At 43.0% G+C, this 15,880-nt stretch carries 16 protein-coding genes and 1 pseudogene; 13 read left to right on the forward strand and 4 right to left on the reverse strand.

What is annotated here, in order from left to right; translation table 11 throughout:
- Positions 1-8: 8 nt before the first annotated feature.
- Positions 9-650 carry a pyroglutamyl-peptidase I gene (gene pcp / locus BN162_RS01780; RefSeq protein ID WP_020223341.1) on the forward strand — a complete coding sequence of 214 codons (642 nt, stop codon included), beginning with the start codon at positions 9-11 and terminating at the stop codon, positions 648-650.
- Positions 651-673: 23 nt separating this feature from the next.
- Positions 674-2,563, forward strand: a complete 1,890-nt coding sequence (gene nadE, locus BN162_RS01785) for an NAD(+) synthase (RefSeq protein ID WP_020223342.1) — start codon at positions 674-676, stop codon at positions 2,561-2,563.
- A gap of 92 nt (positions 2,564-2,655) precedes the next feature.
- Here nadE and hdhA read toward each other — a convergent pair whose 3' ends face one another.
- Positions 2,656-3,459, reverse strand: a complete 804-nt coding sequence (gene hdhA / locus BN162_RS01790) for a 7alpha-hydroxysteroid dehydrogenase (RefSeq protein WP_020223343.1) — start codon at positions 3,457-3,459, stop codon at positions 2,656-2,658.
- Between the two features lie 202 nt (positions 3,460-3,661).
- Positions 3,662-4,549, reverse strand: a complete 888-nt coding sequence (locus tag BN162_RS01795) for a fructose bisphosphate aldolase (protein ID WP_020223344.1) — start codon at positions 4,547-4,549, stop codon at positions 3,662-3,664.
- A 160-nt stretch (positions 4,550-4,709) separates the two neighbouring features.
- Here BN162_RS01795 and rlmD point away from each other — a divergent pair, with 160 nt between their 5' ends.
- From rlmD to BN162_RS01845, 11 genes and pseudogenes are all read left to right on the forward strand, one after another.
- The gene (gene rlmD / locus BN162_RS01800) at positions 4,710-6,131 is read left to right on the forward strand and encodes a 23S rRNA (uracil(1939)-C(5))-methyltransferase RlmD (protein WP_020223345.1); all 1,422 of its coding nucleotides are present in this window, start codon (positions 4,710-4,712) and stop codon (positions 6,129-6,131) included.
- 569 nt (positions 6,132-6,700) lie between these two features.
- Positions 6,701-6,913, forward strand: coding sequence for a helix-turn-helix domain-containing protein (locus tag BN162_RS01805; RefSeq protein WP_040451125.1), 213 nt, complete (start codon positions 6,701-6,703; stop codon positions 6,911-6,913).
- A gap of 12 nt (positions 6,914-6,925) precedes the next feature.
- Entirely contained in the window at positions 6,926-7,924 is a 999-nt protein-coding gene (locus BN162_RS01810) for a virulence RhuM family protein (protein WP_020223347.1), read from the forward strand.
- 268 nt (positions 7,925-8,192) lie between these two features.
- Positions 8,193-8,366: a hypothetical protein gene (locus tag BN162_RS18820; protein WP_020223348.1), complete on the forward strand. Its 174-nt coding sequence runs from the start codon at positions 8,193-8,195 to the stop codon at positions 8,364-8,366.
- A 74-nt stretch (positions 8,367-8,440) separates the two neighbouring features.
- A complete protein-coding gene (locus BN162_RS01820; protein WP_020223349.1) occupies positions 8,441-9,046 on the forward strand; it encodes a hypothetical protein in 606 nt (201 codons plus the stop codon).
- 348 nt (positions 9,047-9,394) lie between these two features.
- A complete protein-coding gene (locus tag BN162_RS01825; protein WP_020223350.1) occupies positions 9,395-10,333 on the forward strand; it encodes an NERD domain-containing protein in 939 nt (312 codons plus the stop codon).
- A 454-nt stretch (positions 10,334-10,787) separates the two neighbouring features.
- Positions 10,788-11,112, forward strand: a pseudogene (gene rhuM, locus BN162_RS19205) (RhuM family protein); the annotation flags it as partial.
- 424 nt (positions 11,113-11,536) lie between these two features.
- Positions 11,537-12,289 (forward strand): peroxide stress protein YaaA, encoded by a 753-nt coding sequence (gene yaaA / locus BN162_RS01835; RefSeq protein WP_020223351.1) that lies wholly within the window; start codon positions 11,537-11,539, stop codon positions 12,287-12,289.
- On the forward strand, positions 12,249-12,446 hold the full coding sequence (locus BN162_RS19210; protein ID WP_081587778.1) for a topoisomerase DNA-binding C4 zinc finger domain-containing protein: 198 nt from the start codon (positions 12,249-12,251) through the stop codon (positions 12,444-12,446). The genes yaaA and BN162_RS19210 overlap by 41 nt, the downstream gene beginning before the upstream one ends.
- A 103-nt stretch (positions 12,447-12,549) precedes the next feature.
- On the forward strand, positions 12,550-13,248 hold the full coding sequence (locus BN162_RS01840) for a 5'-methylthioadenosine/adenosylhomocysteine nucleosidase (RefSeq protein WP_020223352.1): 699 nt from the start codon (positions 12,550-12,552) through the stop codon (positions 13,246-13,248).
- Positions 13,245-13,853 carry a sugar O-acetyltransferase gene (locus BN162_RS01845; RefSeq protein WP_020223353.1) on the forward strand — a complete coding sequence of 203 codons (609 nt, stop codon included), beginning with the start codon at positions 13,245-13,247 and terminating at the stop codon, positions 13,851-13,853. The genes BN162_RS01840 and BN162_RS01845 overlap by 4 nt, the downstream gene beginning before the upstream one ends.
- Before the next feature lie 36 nt (positions 13,854-13,889).
- Here the strand turns inward: BN162_RS01845 and BN162_RS01850 are convergent, their stop codons facing one another.
- Together BN162_RS01850 and BN162_RS01855 are read right to left on the reverse strand one after the other, a co-directional pair.
- Positions 13,890-14,888, reverse strand: a complete 999-nt coding sequence (locus BN162_RS01850) for an isocitrate/isopropylmalate dehydrogenase family protein (RefSeq protein WP_020223354.1) — start codon at positions 14,886-14,888, stop codon at positions 13,890-13,892.
- A 135-nt stretch (positions 14,889-15,023) separates the two neighbouring features.
- Complete coding sequence (locus BN162_RS01855) at positions 15,024-15,875, reverse strand: DMT family transporter (protein WP_020223355.1); 852 nt, start codon at positions 15,873-15,875, stop codon at positions 15,024-15,026.
- Between the last annotated feature and the right edge of the window lie 5 nt (positions 15,876-15,880).

Genomic DNA, 15,880 nt, shown 5'->3' on the forward strand with positions numbered 1-15,880 from the left:
ACAGATCAATGAAAATATTAGTGACAGGCTTTGACCCTTTTGGCGGAGAGTCCATCAATCCGGCGATTGAATCTGTTAAGCGGCTGCCGGAGGTGATCGGCGGAGCGCAGATTATGAAACTGGAAATTCCAACCGTTGTCCATAAGTCGTTAGCGGTCATCCGCGAGGCCATTCTCAAAGAAGATCCGGATATGATCTTATCCATCGGTCAGGCCGGCGGACGGGCAGAGATTACAGTGGAGCGGGTCGGCATCAATGTTGATGATTGCCGGATCAGCGACAATGAAGGCAATCAGCCGGTGGATGAGCTCATCTATGCCGATGGGCCGGATGCTTACTTTGTAACGCTGCCGATCAAGGCGATGGTGAAGGCGATGCAGGAAGCGGGCATTCCCGCTTCGGTTTCCAACAGTGCCGGAACGTTTGTATGCAATCATGTGACTTACGGCGTCCGTTATCTGATTGAAAAAGAATTTCCGGGCAAGCGCTCCGGGTTCATTCATATTCCGTATCTGCCATCGCAGGCGGCATCAAAAAAAGCGATGCCGTCGATGGAACTGGACACGATTGTCCGAGGATTGACTGCAGCAATTGAAGCGATGATCGAACATCAGGAAGATGTGAAGATTACCGGCGGAACAATCTGTTAAAGAAGCAGTACGGGGGCTGAATTATGAAAATTGCGTTAGGACAAATCAAGGTTAAGCAAGGACAGCCGACGGAGAATCTGGTAGCTATGCGCCGTATGATTGAACAGGCCAAAGCTGAACATGCGGATCTGATCGTTTTTCCGGAAATGGCACTGAGCGGATACTGTCTGCAGGATCAATGGCTGGATCTGGACTGGTGTCGGAATCTGGACAGCTTCAATGATGAACTTCTGGCCTTGTCCGAGGGGATTGGGATTCTCTATGGTAATCTATGGAATAAACCGCTGGGGCAGGCAGTCTGCGGCCGTGACGGTCGTCCGATTCGCTGCAATGCCGCGTATTTCTGTTACAACCAAAAATGGGTGAAGAAAGAAAAGGATGCGTTGGATGGGATTTATATCAAACATCTCAATCCGGATTACCGCGTTTTTGATGATTCCCGTTATTTTCTTTCCGGAATTGAGATTGCGATGCGCAATCAAAAAGCCGTTGATTCCATGATCAGTCCGTTTCTGTTTGAAAAGGATGGGAAAACGTGGCGGATCGGCGTTGAGATTTGCGAGGATCTGTGGAGCGATGATTATGCACTGGATGTGACGGAAGCTTATCTGCGTCAGGATGTGAATCTGATCATCAATCTGTCCTGTTCGCCATGGACAGTCAATAAGGAACACTCCCGTGATAAACGGGTGAAATCCCATGCAAAAAAAGCGTCGGGACACTTTGTGCCGCTGGTGTATGTCAATGCCTGCGGTATGCAGAATAATGGCAAGAATGTCATGGTGTTTGACGGCGACAGCACGATTTATGGAGAAAATGGCGATCGTCAGATTTCATTGAATGATACGTTTGAAGCAGAATGCCGAACCTGTTCGCTGCATGAGCATCAGACGATTTCCCGTCAGTCTGAATCGAAGCTGATGACGGCTTTGGTTTGTGCGGTCCGCGAATTTGACCGGCAGATGTTTTCGCCGAAGATGAAATGGATCGTTGGTTTGTCCGGCGGTCTGGACAGCAGTATTACGTCGGCACTATTAGTTTATGCTTTAGGAGCGGAGCGGGTCGTTGGCTACAACATGGCCAGCCGCTATAACAGTCTGACGACCAAAAACAACGCAAAGGCTCTGGCAAATCGGCTAGGCATAACCATCCGCGAGGGTAGTATTGAGAAGATTGTGGATGCAACGGTGGAAACGCTGCAGGACTATGGCTATCCGCAGGCTGAGGGACTGGCGCTTGAAAATATCCAGGCTCGCCTGCGTGGTCACCTGTTGTCCAGCTTTGCGTCGATGGAAAACGGTGTGATCGTCAACAACGGCAACAAGGTCGAGGCGGCCTTGGGTTACTGCACGTTGTATGGCGATGCCATCGGTGCGCTCTCGCCGATTGCGGATTGCACGAAGGTGCAGTTGTTTGATTTAGCGAAACAAATCAATGCTGCATTTGGCAAAACGATCATTCCGGACAATCTGCTTCCGGAAATTCATGGCGATTCACTGATCTGGGAATTCCCGCCGTCTGCGGAATTAAAAACGGATCAGCGGGATCCGATGAAGTGGTTTTATCATGACTGGCTGATTGGCAAGCTGACAGAATACCCAAGCGCACAGGTCGAGGAAATCATGGGAGATTATCTCAACGGAACGCTGCAGGACAGTGAAATGGGCCATTGGATTCGTTATTATGGTCTGGATGATCCGGAAGCCTTTATTCAGGATTTAGAATGGGTATTGCGGACGATGAAGGGATCCGTATTCAAGCGAATTCAGTTCCCGCCGATTGTGATGATCAGCCGCGGTGCTTTCGGCAATGATGTGCGGGAGGCTCAGATGCATCCGGAAACAACGCGTCGCTATCGTGAGCTTCGGGATAAGATATTAGCGCTGAAAAAACCAAGTTCACTGGGAAAATAAAGTAATCTTAAAGTAATAAAGAGGCAAAGAAAAAGCTGAGGAGGACAGATATAATCCTGTTTCCCTCAGCTTTTTTTTGTGAAACTGGTTTGTTAATGCTTTTGTTCAGCGCTTAAATCAATCATGTCTGCGAAGACCGGGGTTGGCAGGCCAAAGCCCCCATGAACAGCCATAACCTGCCCCGTTGTATAGGCAGATTCATCGCTGGCGAAGTAAACAACTGCCGCGGCAATCTCTTCCGGTTTGCCCATCCGTTTGATCGGTGTGTGGCGCAGGAAGAACTCCTGAAATTCCAAGGACATGTTGTTCATCACGGCGTCGGTTGCGGTCTGTCCTGGACAAACGACATTAACGCGGATGTTGCTGCGGGCTGTCTGCACAGCGATGTTTTTAGAAAGATAGATGATCGCATCTTTGCTGACCGCATATCCAATTCGGGCAATATCCGGGGTTAGGCCGCCGATCGAGCTGATGTTGATAATGCTGCCGCCGCCTTGCTTTTCCATATGCGGAATGACAGCTTGGCTGCTGACATAGACACTGGCCAGGTTGATATTGACCGTCGACTGGAAATCTTCCCATTTTGTATGTTTAATATCAAGATCTGTTTGCGGATTGGAGGTACCGAAATTGTTGACCAATACATCGATTCGCCCTTCAAGCTTGATCACTTCTTCGATCATTGTCCGGTAGGAATCCAGTTTGGTCGCATCGTTGTAGACCGTGTGGACACGATAACCTTTCTGATTTAATTCCTCAGCTCGCTGCTGAGCCAGATCTAAATTACGGGCTGCCATATAAACGATTGCGCCTTCCTTGGCGCAGGCTTGGATGGTAGCCAAACCAATGCCTCGGGTCGAGGCCGTAACCAATACTACTTTATCTTGTAATCGCATTTTTTTCTCCTTAGGGTAATGTAGGTATTATAAGTCAGAATCGGAAAAAAGAATATCGAAACGCCCCGATAAAAGGTTGGAAATCGAACACAAGTTAAGCTTAGAGGCTTATATGTGATGTTTAAAGGAACAAAAGGAAAACAGCGCTGAGGAAAAACGGTTTTCTCTTGACGCTGTTTTCTAAAATTGTACTGGAACGAAATTATTGAACAGAAGCATCGTAAATCGATTGAATCGAAGATTTCAACAGAGTATTGAATTCTTCATCGGTTTGCTGAGCCTTAAGACCTTCGGTTAAAGCGCGGGAGAAGCTGGCGATCAGGCCTGGATTGCGCGCCAGTTTTTCGTTGGCTTCCTTGCGGGAATAGCCGCCGGATAAGGCAACGACACGCACAACATGCGGATCTTCCATCAAGTCACCGTAAAAGCCATCAACGGTCGGAATCGAAAGCTTAAACATCAAGCGGACATCCTCTGTTAATTTGGCCAGGTGCTGCTGGATTTCAGCTTTCAGCAGTAGTTCACATTTTTCCTTGTCGGCAATGGTGATGTCAACTTCCGGCTCCAGAATTGGAACGAAGCCAGCTTTGGCAATTTCCAAGCCGATTTCAAATTGCTGGGCTACAATAGCATGGATTCCAGCAGGATCGGCTTCCTTGATGACTGAGCGCATTTTAGTGCCAAAAATATGCCGATCTTGGGCTCGTTCAAGCAACGCCTTCAGATTCAGAATCGGCTTCATCAGCTGAACACCGTTTTCCAGTGGAGCTAATCCTTTATCTACTTTTAAGATTGGAAGAATCCCTTTCTTTTCCCACAGATAATCAGCGGTATACTGACCTTCAATCTGACGATCCATGGTCATTTCAAAGAGGATAGCGGCCAGAATTTGTTCGCTGGTAAAGGCTGGACTGGTGATAATGCGAGTTCTCATCTGGTGGATCAGATCAAACATCGCTTCTTCACCCTCATACTGATCTTCCTCAATTCCATACAGCCGAAGTGCTTTCGGTGTACTTCCTCCACTTTGGTCCAGAGCGGCGATAAAGCCTGAGGCGAAATGCATACGATTCAGTTGTTCTTGATTCATGCGAAACCCTCCTTTTCTCTTGCCCGGGATGATTCAGTTCATCTCTAAACTCATGATAGCACTTTCTTTTTAAAATATCTACGATATCTCACTGGACATCGGGATAATTAAACACTGCCGAGCAGGACTGTTTTATGATATGATGTACAAGGTGATAACGATGAAGGAAAAAAAGAAAGAAACGAATAAAGCACTAAAAAAAGCACCTAAGAAAGATCTGAAGAAAGAACAAAAGAAGGAACCTACTTATACATTAAAAACAATCTGTTCGGGACTGGATGCTTCCGGCAAGGGAATTGTTAAGATCAAAAATGACAAGGTTTTGATTGAAAATCTGCTTCCCCAAGAGGAGGTAGAGTTGGAATATACGATCAAAAAAGAGCCTAAGGTGATCTCTGCGATGCGCTTAAGCGAAAGTGCTGATCGGGTAAAGCCGCGCTGCCGGATCTTTGATCGCTGTGGCGGATGCCAACTTCAGCATGTGAACTACAAAGCTCAGCTGGAATGGAAAAAGGAAAAGGTACAATCGCTTTTAGGCCGCTATGGACAGGTTCAGGAGATTCTGGGAATGGAGGAACCATGGGCATACCGCAACAAGGTGATTGCTACGTTTTCGTTGAATAAGAAGGGCAAGGTGATCGCCGGCATCTATGAAGAGGACAGCCATCAGGTTGTACCTTATTCAGAATGCTGGATTCAAGATGCGATGGCAGCAAAGATTTTAAATACTTTGTGTGAACTGATGACAAAATTCAGGATCGAACCGTATGATGAAGATAAACGAACAGGATTAGTCCGTCATTGTTTGATTCGAATTGGTCATGTCAGCCGTGAAGTGCTGGTTTGTCTTGTGTGTGCTTCTCCGATTTTCCCAGCGCGAAAGCAACTGGTTCAGCAGCTGCGCAGCCGACATCCGGAGATTACAACGATTGTCATGAATGTCAATAACCGCAGTACAAGTATTGTCCTGGGACAGCAGGAACGAGTGTTGAGCGGAACGGGGAAAATTCAGGATCAGCTGTGCGGGCTCAGATTTTCCATTACCGCGAAGTCTTTTTATCAGATCAATACGCAGCAGACAGAAATCCTGTATTATAAAGCAATGGAACTGGCAAATTTAACCGGTCAGGAACGTGTTCTGGACGCTTATTGTGGGATTGGAACGATCAGTCTAGTCGCTGCTCAGAAGGCGAAAGAGGTAGTCGGTGTCGAGGTAAACCCCGTTTCGATTAAAAATGCGATTGAGAATGCTCGCGTAAATCATATTCGCAATGCTTGGTTTGTGGAGGCTGACGCCGGCTTGTTTATGGAACAAGCAGCTCGGGAAGGACAACGGTACGACGTTGTGTTGATGGATCCTCCACGCTCAGGTGCAGATGAGCGATTCTTAAAGTCTTTGTGTCAGCTGAGTCCGGATCGAATTGTTTATATTTCATGCAATCCTTCCACACAGGCAAGAGATCTGCGTCATTTAACTCACGAAGGGTATCAGGTGGAAGCGATTGTTCCCGTAGATTTATTTCCGATGACAGTTCATGTTGAGACGGTAGTTTTGATGTCAAAGGTGAACCGGGGTAAATAAGAATAATGTAGTAAACAAAAGGCTTTTCAGAGAGCTGTCGTTAATGAGTACGATTGGCAGCTGGAAAGCCTTTATTTTTATGCTTGAAAGTGGCTTTGTGGGACTGGTCCACAATGCAGGGTTGAAACTAGGGAATAGATAACATACTAAAATGAACCTTTTGGGTTCACTGTTTAACGATTGGTAGGAATAGAAAAAACAGCGACCGGATATCCAGCCGCTGTACGCCATTAACGGTAATTCTTGTTATAGAGCTCTTTCTCATATGACTGCATCTTCTTCATGTTATTGTACGCCTTGGATTTTCCTTTTTTAAATCAATCTACTTAAGCACATTGCTAATCTGTGGATCTTCCATAAGAAGCGAGAAGATGACTTTTGGATCATTTGGGGTTTTTGCTTAAGTCAGGGATTTAAATCGAGACTAAGGTCTAAAAATTTATATTAAAATAGTAGGCACTATGTGGAAATGATAGGCTGCTTATTTTTTTGATGCGTTGAAAAAAATATGGAAATTAGGTATAATAAATTATCTAATGAGTGTAATTTCTTAGACAGAAGAGAATTGTATGCTAAAAAATAATATAGAAGTGGACGTAAAGATAAAATGCATAGAGGAGGGCATGACACAGACTCAGCTTGCAGAGCAGATTAAAACGACAAGTCCGTATGTCAACCGTATTATCAAAAAGCAGGACGGTGTTGTAAACAAAACCTTTGTGCAGATGCTGGAAGCATTGGGATATGATATTGAATTAACATATGTGAAGCGAGAAGATTAGGAGGATACCACAGTGGATAGTTATGGAGAAATTCTCATATACCAATCTGATGATGGATTAACCAATATTGATGTAAAGGTTCAGGATGAAACCGTGTGGCTGACCCAGCAGCAGATGGCAGATTTGTTTCGAACATCTCGTACCAATGTTGTGGAACACATAAAACATATTTATGATGAAGGTGAGCTTGATGAAAATTCAACCCGTCGGAATTTCCGACAGGTTCGAAAAGAAGGAAATCGTGAAGTAGCAAGAGAGATACCCTTTTACAATCTTGATATGATTATTTCTCTCGGATACAGAGTGAAATCTGCTATTGCAACTAATTTTAGACGATGGGCAACAGTGCGTTTGAAAGAATATATGATCAAGGGATTCACTATGGATGATGACCGTCTGAAGGAGTTGGGTGGTGGTGGATACTTTAAAGAACTATTGGAGAGAATCCGTGACATCCGGGCATCTGAAAAAGTATTCTATCGTCAGGTGTTGGAAATCTATGCTACAAGTATAGACTATGATCCCAAAGCGGAAGTTTCTGTTCAGTTTTTCAAGAGAGTACAGAATAAAATTCACTATGCTGTTTCTGGAGAAACGGCAGCAGAGGTGATTTACCATCGTGCAGATGCTGAAAAAGACTTTATGGGATTGATGTCATTTTCTGGGGAACAACCGACTTTGAAGGAAGCAAAAATTGCAAAAAATTATTTGGATGAAAAAGAACTGCGGGCCATGGGGCAGTTAGTATCTGGTTATTTGGATTTTGCAGAAAGACAAGCGGAACGGGAGATTCCAATGACAATGGTGGATTGGGCAAAACATCTGGATGGAATTTTAACTTCCACAGGCGAAAATCTTCTCATCAGAAATGGCACGGTTAGTCATTTGCAGGCGATGGAAAAGGCTCAGGCCGAGTATAAAAAGTATAAAGCTAAAACGCTTAGCAGTGTGGAAAAGGACTATTTGGAAAGCATCAAAACGCTGGAAGAAAAAGGAAAACAGCAGAAATAAGTTATTTGAAAATTTCGTAGAACTGTTTACTTGAACTATTCGGAATTTCCTGATAGTTGAGATATGAGGATATTCAGTTGTAAAGAAAAACTTTATAACTGAAGCGATGTGTATAAGTATAGTTTTAAGGGAGATGTGTTCATGAAAATTGCGATAGGAAATTTTACGCATTTTTAATGCGAAAACTATCCACGCACCAGTAATTCAAGAAGCTTTTATCAATATGGAAGTACATTGAAAGATATACAGGATCTAAGTGGTTACATCTTTGGTGATTGGACAAGTACAGCACATTTCTGCTGAGGAAAGATATGCACAAGGCTATGAACAACGATATGGTAAGGAAGGATTTATGATGCTGATACCGGCACCCCAAAATCTTGTTACAGGAAAACCAAATCAATCGGCGATAGCTACTGTAAATATTAAAAATTATGACTGACTACTTCCGATTTATTTGGAAATTATTTAGAATGAAAATTGGGATTTAGTTTGCGACTGTCGAGGAGGTTAACTATGGAATATACACCTATAGAAAAAGATGTCCTTTTAATGATGAAAAAGACGAATTTTAAGAATTTATCTAAAAATGATGTTATTAGTTTCGTGTCAAAATTAGGAGAATTGCGTCCAGAAGTCGCAAAAGAGGTTCTTGCTCAGTATCCAGAATTTGTAAAGTTGGTGAACTCTACTCTAGCAGAATATAAAAATATGATTGATTCTATCGTTAAAAGTGATGATGAGAGTCTTAAAGTGTATTACAGTATCGCAGATAAAGAAATGGATAGTGCATCAGATAGTAGGAAACAGTTTTACAATCTTGTGAAACAAGTTCAATCAGATTACAGCAAATGCTTAGATAATCCAAACTTATCTCCAAAAATGCTTATGGAGGTATTAAACAGGGAAACTGAATTTATTAAGATGGCTAATGAAAAAGACACAGAAATTCGTGACCAAGAAAAAGAAATCGAAAGTAAAGCTTATAAAAAAGATACGGAAAAAAGAGAATTCAATTGGAAACTTGTAAGCGGAATCAGTTTGGCATTAGTTACGGTTGCAGGAATTAGTGCAGGAGTGCTGGGTGGTAAATTTGATTTTAAGCTACCAAATAAAAGTTGAAACCTAAAATAACTCATTTTATTCATGATATAATTATGGACATAGAAACCGTTGCCTGTTCTCCCATGGACAGACCTCTGTTTTGAAAATGCCGTTGACCGATTACCGATGGGAGAACGTCCAAAACAGTGAAAAAGCCATAAATCACCCTTGATCTATTTACTGAAATACAAGCATTTTCTAAGGATTTCGGCTTGGACTTGTTCATGCAAATTCAGCGGATTTTGTGGACTTATTACCCGCAATAATAAGGACTTAGGCTCTAACATCGCTATCAAAACTACACGCTCAAGCCATGCTGAAAAGGTTGTGTTGATGTCTAAAAAATGAATAGGAGAAAGATGAACTATGGAATTATTTAAAAAATCAGAAGTGACGATTCTGAAAGAGTCCAGCTACAATCGGGTATATCTGGAAAAGCTGGAAGGATTACTTATCAAGGCGAATGGGGATGTAAAAGATAAGATTCAGAAAGAGTGTGCTATTGCAAAAGCGGGTATTATAGGTGAGGATAATATTCTGTTTGAACTAAAAAACAGCAATATAGATATGGTTGTATTGCATGATATCTATATTGAAACAGTAGATGGCCGCAGTGCACAAATTGATTTTGTTGTTGTGACATCAAAGATTACGTTTATTATTGAATGTAAAAATCTATATGGAAATATTGAAATTGATTCAAAAGGAAATTTCATTCGTGTAATGGAGTATGGTGGAAAAAAACATAAGGAAGGCATATATTCTCCAATTACTCAAAATGAACGACATATGACTATACTAAAGGAATGCAATGCAGAGAATAAAAGTGTATTACAGGCTGCATTGATTAGAAAATATTTTAATGACTTCAATAAGTCACTGGTAGTTTTAGCAAATCCAAAGACTATTCTTAATGACCGATATGCAAAGAAAGAAATAAAAGAGCAGATTCTTCGAGCTGATCAGCTTATTAAAGTTATGAAAGAGATGATTTCAAAATCAAAAGAAATTGCTTCTTCGAGAAAGGATATGCTGAAAACTGCTGAAAATATTTTACGATTAAATAAAGACATGAGTAATGACTATATTACTAAATATGAAGAATTAGTATCAAATATGCAAAATACTGTAACTACTCAAGAAAACGAAATGCAAGAGGCAAAAGCAAAGCTTGAGACTATGGTCTGCAAAAGGTGTGGGGCACCTCTAGTGCTAAGAACTGCAAAAAAAGGGGATAAAGCAGGAAACCAATTTTATGGCTGTTCAAATTATCCAAAATGCAGATTCATTAAGAATATCGAATAGATGAAATTCGATTGAGGATATACTGGAGCAAAATTAAGCAGGGATATAAAGCGTAAAATAAGGAATAGGTTTTAGCTTTATAGTATATCTGTATATGGATTAAATTACCTTGTTTATATCGGTAGTTATAGAAGAAATTAAATAATAATGAAAACAAATGCCTTATATTTCATGATTCAATTCCGAAGATAATATTAAATTCTTTTGAGAGTTAAGCGAAAACCAATCAAATAGCCGGATTCATAAGTTCTAATTTTTCGATATATTTCCATAAACGAACTGTTACTAAAATCGATGGTAGGATATTCATGCGCTTAACTCGTGACATGTTGAAACGGTAGCATTGATGTCAAGGAAGACATGAATTTCAGTAGTATAATCATGTCATGATGCCGGGTCAAAAGTCTTATATTTCACAGTAAATATAGCTCATTAAGGAGTAACTACAAAAAAGTTTTATGCAATGGTTCAAAATAAGATGCACTATACAGTATATGGGCATACAGCTGTTGAATTGATTGTAGAGAGCAGACCATACAAAAGAGCATACTGCATTAACCACATGGGCAGATGTGCCTGAAGATAAAATCAAGAAAAGTGATGCCACAATTACAAAGAGTTTTCTGAACCAAGAAGAAATGAAGCAATTAGATCGTATGGGTAAAGCATATCTAGATTTTGCCGTAAATATAAGATATATTCTATTGACAATGCAGTATTTGGAAAAACGTCTTGATAGTTTTATTGAGATGTTACGGAATTTTGCAGGGTGCAGGTAAAGTGATTGCTGAGATTGCAAAACTTCATACAGACTGATTTGAAAAATATAGAATTATTCAGGTCAGATTATTTATGTCTGATTTTGATAAGTGATAAGTATATGTTGGAATCAGAAGAAAATGTAAAGGAATGAAGGTTTTTATTTTGATATAATTAACGTTCATTCAAACTCGTTTGAGAGAAGACATTCTTCCTTTCAATAAGTTTACATAACAGGATGAGGCGATCGGTATGGATCATAAAGTTAATAAGAATAAAAATTTGAATGTTATTATTCATATATCAGAAGAGAGTCGGATTTAAATTGAATCAGTCTTTTACGCAGATACTTTTTGGCTTTCTTCGGACAAAAAGATCAGAAGACACTGGATCTTCTGAAATTTTCCGAAAAGGAAAATTAAGTTTAGAAAAGGGGGATTAAGGATGAAGCTGATCATTGCACCGGCAAAACGGATTAAAGATGATGAAGTATTTCTGAAGCCCCGTCATTTTCCTTTTTTTCTGGAAGACAGCCGAAAACTTTTGAGTGTCATGAAAACATTGTCGGCAAAACAGCTGGAAAAACTGCTGAAATGCAGTCCCAAAATTGCGGAGGAAGCCGCGAAGCAATATCAGCGGATGGATTTGGATCAGGAGGGAACTCCGGCGCTTTTAAGTTATGACGGAATTCAGTATTGGACGATGGCACCGCATGTTTTTACGGATGATCAGCTGACTTATATGGAAGAACATGTTCGCATTCTTTCAGGTTTCTATGGTCTGCTTCGGCCTTTGGATTCAATTCATCCCCATCGCTTAGAAATGGATTCACCATTAAAAACATCGGATTTTCATAGCTTGTATGAATTTTGGGGAGATCGGCTATATCGACATTTAACACAAACAGACTCAGTCATCATTGATTTGGCCAGCGCTCAGCATGCCCGCAGCGTCAGCCGCTATGCAGCATCGCCAGTGCGGGTTATCAAGTGCTGGTTCTACGAAGAAACGGCACAAGGACTTCGTGAAAAGGGCGTTTATGTCAAGATGGCACGCGGAGAGATGGTTCGCTATTTAGCTGAAATCCAGGCGGAAGATCCTGATCTGATCAAGACGTTCCATCGCCGGAATTATCATTTTTGTCCCGACCTTTCCAATGATCAAAACTTTGTCTTTACGAGGAAGAACGCAGGATAACATTTGTCTGAGTCCAGAACGGGAAGATTCCCTGATTTGTCCGCGCTGCGGTGGGAAACTGCTTTTAAGAACGGCGAAAAAAGGAAAAAATACCGGAAAATCCTTTTATGGATGCGCCAATTTTCCTCAATGCCGCTATGTCAAACCTTTGGATTGAACGAAGAGAAAGCAAGCCGAGAGTAAAAGAACCTTGCTAAAAAACCAGTCAGACAGTTAAAATAAAGTGAACAAGAACTCTGCAGAAAAGGGAGGGAAAAGGTTTGGAGAGATTAGGAATCATTGCAGCGGCAGACGATGAAATTCAGCCGCTGATCGATCAGATGCAAATTGAAAGCGTCATTGAAACGGCGAAACTGAAATTGTTTGTCGGTCAATGGCAAAAACAGGCGGTGATTGCCGTTCGCTGCGGCGTAGGCAAAGTCAATGCAGCACTCGCTGCTCAGCTATTGATCAATCAATCCATCTCGGCGCTCTTGATGATTGGGACAGCTGGAGCATTGGATTCCCGCCTAAAGATTGGCGATGTTGTGATTTTGGAACAGTGTACTTATCACGATGTAGACCTTCAGGGAGTTTTGATGGATTATCATCCTTATATGGAAGATCCATGGTTTGCCAGCGATTCAAAACTGACTGCCTGGGCTAAAGCTGCGGCGATGCAGGCTGATCTGCAAGGTCAGGTGCGGACGGGACGAGGCGTTACAGGCGATCAATTTATTGATCAGGATCAGCGGGATTCAATCATCGAACGGCTGGATCCACTTTGTGTCGATATGGAAAGTGCAGCCGTGGCGCATGTTGCTTATGCCAATGACGTTCCTTTTCTGGCAATTCGTGCGATTTCAGATACACCCTTTAACAGCGGCCTGGAAGTATACCATGCACATTCAGAAAGCGCAGCTAAACAGGCGCTGATTCTGTTCAATGCGATGATGAGAAAAGGAAAACCGATTGAATGAAAGAAAAGACAAAAATGATTGCCGGAGAACACTATAATCCACTGGATCCGCAGCTGATTGTTCTGCGGGACAGAGCCGGCCGAATTTGTCATCGGTATAACAAAAAAGTTTTCCATGAAATTAATCTGCGCAATCGGCTGTTGCGCAAACTGGTAAACACGACGGGGAATTTCTGGGTAAAGCCGCCATTCTATTGTGATTATGGTTTCAACATTACTTTGGGTTCGGATGTGATGCTGAACTATGGCTGCGTATTGCTGGACGTCTGTCCCATTACGATTGGCGATAAAACGTTGATCGGCCCGCAGGTTCAGCTGGTCACAGCCTGCCATGCGTTAGAACCTGAGCTACGTGAGAAAAATGTGGAATGGGGAAAGCCAATTACCATCGGCAGAAATGTTTGGATTGGAGCAGGAGCGATCCTATGTCCGGGAGTTACGGTTGGGGACAACACTGTGATAGGAGCAGGCAGCGTGGTCACCCGATCCCTGCCGGAAAATGTCGTTGCGGTCGGCAATCCCTGCCGCATCCTCAGACAGCTTGGGGAAGCACCAAATCCAAAAGAAGATGACGAAAAAAGAAGCCATTTTATTGAGCCGGAGTAAACTCAATAAAGGCTTCTCTTTTCATTTCCAATAAACCTAAAGTTTGGCGATCAGGGCATCAGTAAATTCGATTGTTGAGGCTGTACCGCCCAAATCCCGTGTGCGGATTGACGTTTCACTCAGCACACTCACTAAAGCCTGATGAATCCGCTGCGCATGCTCGTCATACCCTAAATGCTCCAGCATCATGCATGCCGACTGCAGCAAAGCGGTTGGATTGGCAAGATTTTTCCCGGCAATGTCCGGCGCCGAGCCATGCACAGCTTCAAAAATCGCGATATCTTCGTTGCGGTTGACCCCTGGCAGTAATCCCAGACCCCCAATTAAACCACTGGAGAGATCGGAAAGGATATCACCATATAAATTCGGCATGACCATGATATCAAACTGTTCCGGATGCATGACCAGCTGCATGCACGCATTATCAACAATCAAATCATTCGCTTCGATGTCCGGATAAAGAGCCGCTGTTTCGCGGAAGACCTGCAGGAACAGTCCATCACTCTGCTTTAAAATATTGGCTTTATGCACGCAGGTAACTTTTTTTCGCTGGTGCGCGAGGGCATAATCAAATGCCGCCTGAATAATCCGTTTGGAAGCGGGACGGGTGATCCGCTTGATCGCCTCAACGGTGTCCGCATCCACGACGCGTTCTTCACCAATATATAAATCTTCTGTGTTTTCACGGAAAATGATCAGATCGACTTGATCATATCGGGTTTTTATACCCTTTAATGAATGAGCAGGACGGATGTTTGCGTACAGATCAAACGCCAGCCGCAATCCGACGTTTACGCTGCGGAAGCCCTTGCCAATCGGCGTGGTACAGGGGGCTTTTAGCGCCACCTGGTTACGGCGGATGGACTGCAGCGTGGCTTCCGGAATCAGACTGCCGGTCTGTTCCCATGCTTTCTGGCCTAAACTCTGCCGGTCAAAGCTTAGGGGAGCCCCTGCCGCATTTAAAACACGGACGACCTGAGCTGTAATCTCCGGGCCGATGCCATCGCCCTCGATCAAAGTGATTGTTTTTGTCATGTTCAATGCCTTCTTTCTACCTGTTTTTAAGTGTACCGCATTCAAGAAAATTTGAAAAGAAGAAAATGAAAAACAAATCAAAGAATCTGAAAATTTTTTCTTTTCATATTCCCTCTGGATTTTTAAACGGACTGATTAAGGCCGGCTGAGTTTCCACGAGACGCCTAAAATCAGAACGGCTCCCACGATCTGGAGAATCGTAAAGGGTTCATGCAGTAAATAACCAGAAAAAAGCAGCGCGCTGATCGGATCAATATAGCTGAGAAAAGCCGCTGTCGTACTGTTCAGCTTCGGCAGCGCTGAGAAGTAAAGAGCGTAGGCGATTCCAGTATGAACAATCCCCAACACAAGCACAAGCCCCCATTGAATTGTGTTGATGGCTTTCCAATGAATCATCGGCGGCTGAATGAACAGATACAGAAGCAGGATGAGGGCAGCGATCAATAGCTGCAAGCAGGAACTGTCCAGTCCGGAGACCGCTTTAAAATAGGGATTGATCAAAATGATTCCGGCATACATCAGGGCAGCGATGAGCCCGAAACTGATTCCGATCACTGGATCACTTCCCAACTGTGCGCCCGGATTGATTAACAGACCCAATCCAATTAAAGCACTTAATAAAAGAATACCGGAGTGGCGGTTAAAAGTTCGCGAACGCATCAAGGTGAAAAAGGCAACGAGAATGGGCGCCAGATAATAACATAAGGTAGCGACAGAAACCGTGGTTCTGCGGTACGCTTCAAATAAGAAGACCCAGTTGGAACCAAGCAGGACGCCAGAGATCAACAAGGCCAGCCGCGCTTGAAATGACTTTGGAAGCTGCAGCGGTGTATGTCGGATCACTTTGTAAAGCCCCAGAACACCCGCTCCGATTCCGGCTCGCAAAGCAGCGATAACGGCAGAAGGCAGTGGAAGCTGCCGGACAAATAATCCCAGACTGCCGAAGATCAGCATCGCGCTGATCAGCTGAATTTGACTGCGTTTCATCTTAT

The sequence above is a fragment of the Holdemania massiliensis AP2 genome (genome assembly GCF_000327285.1).
Taxonomy (GTDB): domain Bacteria; phylum Bacillota_I; class Bacilli_A; order Erysipelotrichales; family Erysipelotrichaceae; genus Holdemania; species Holdemania massiliensis.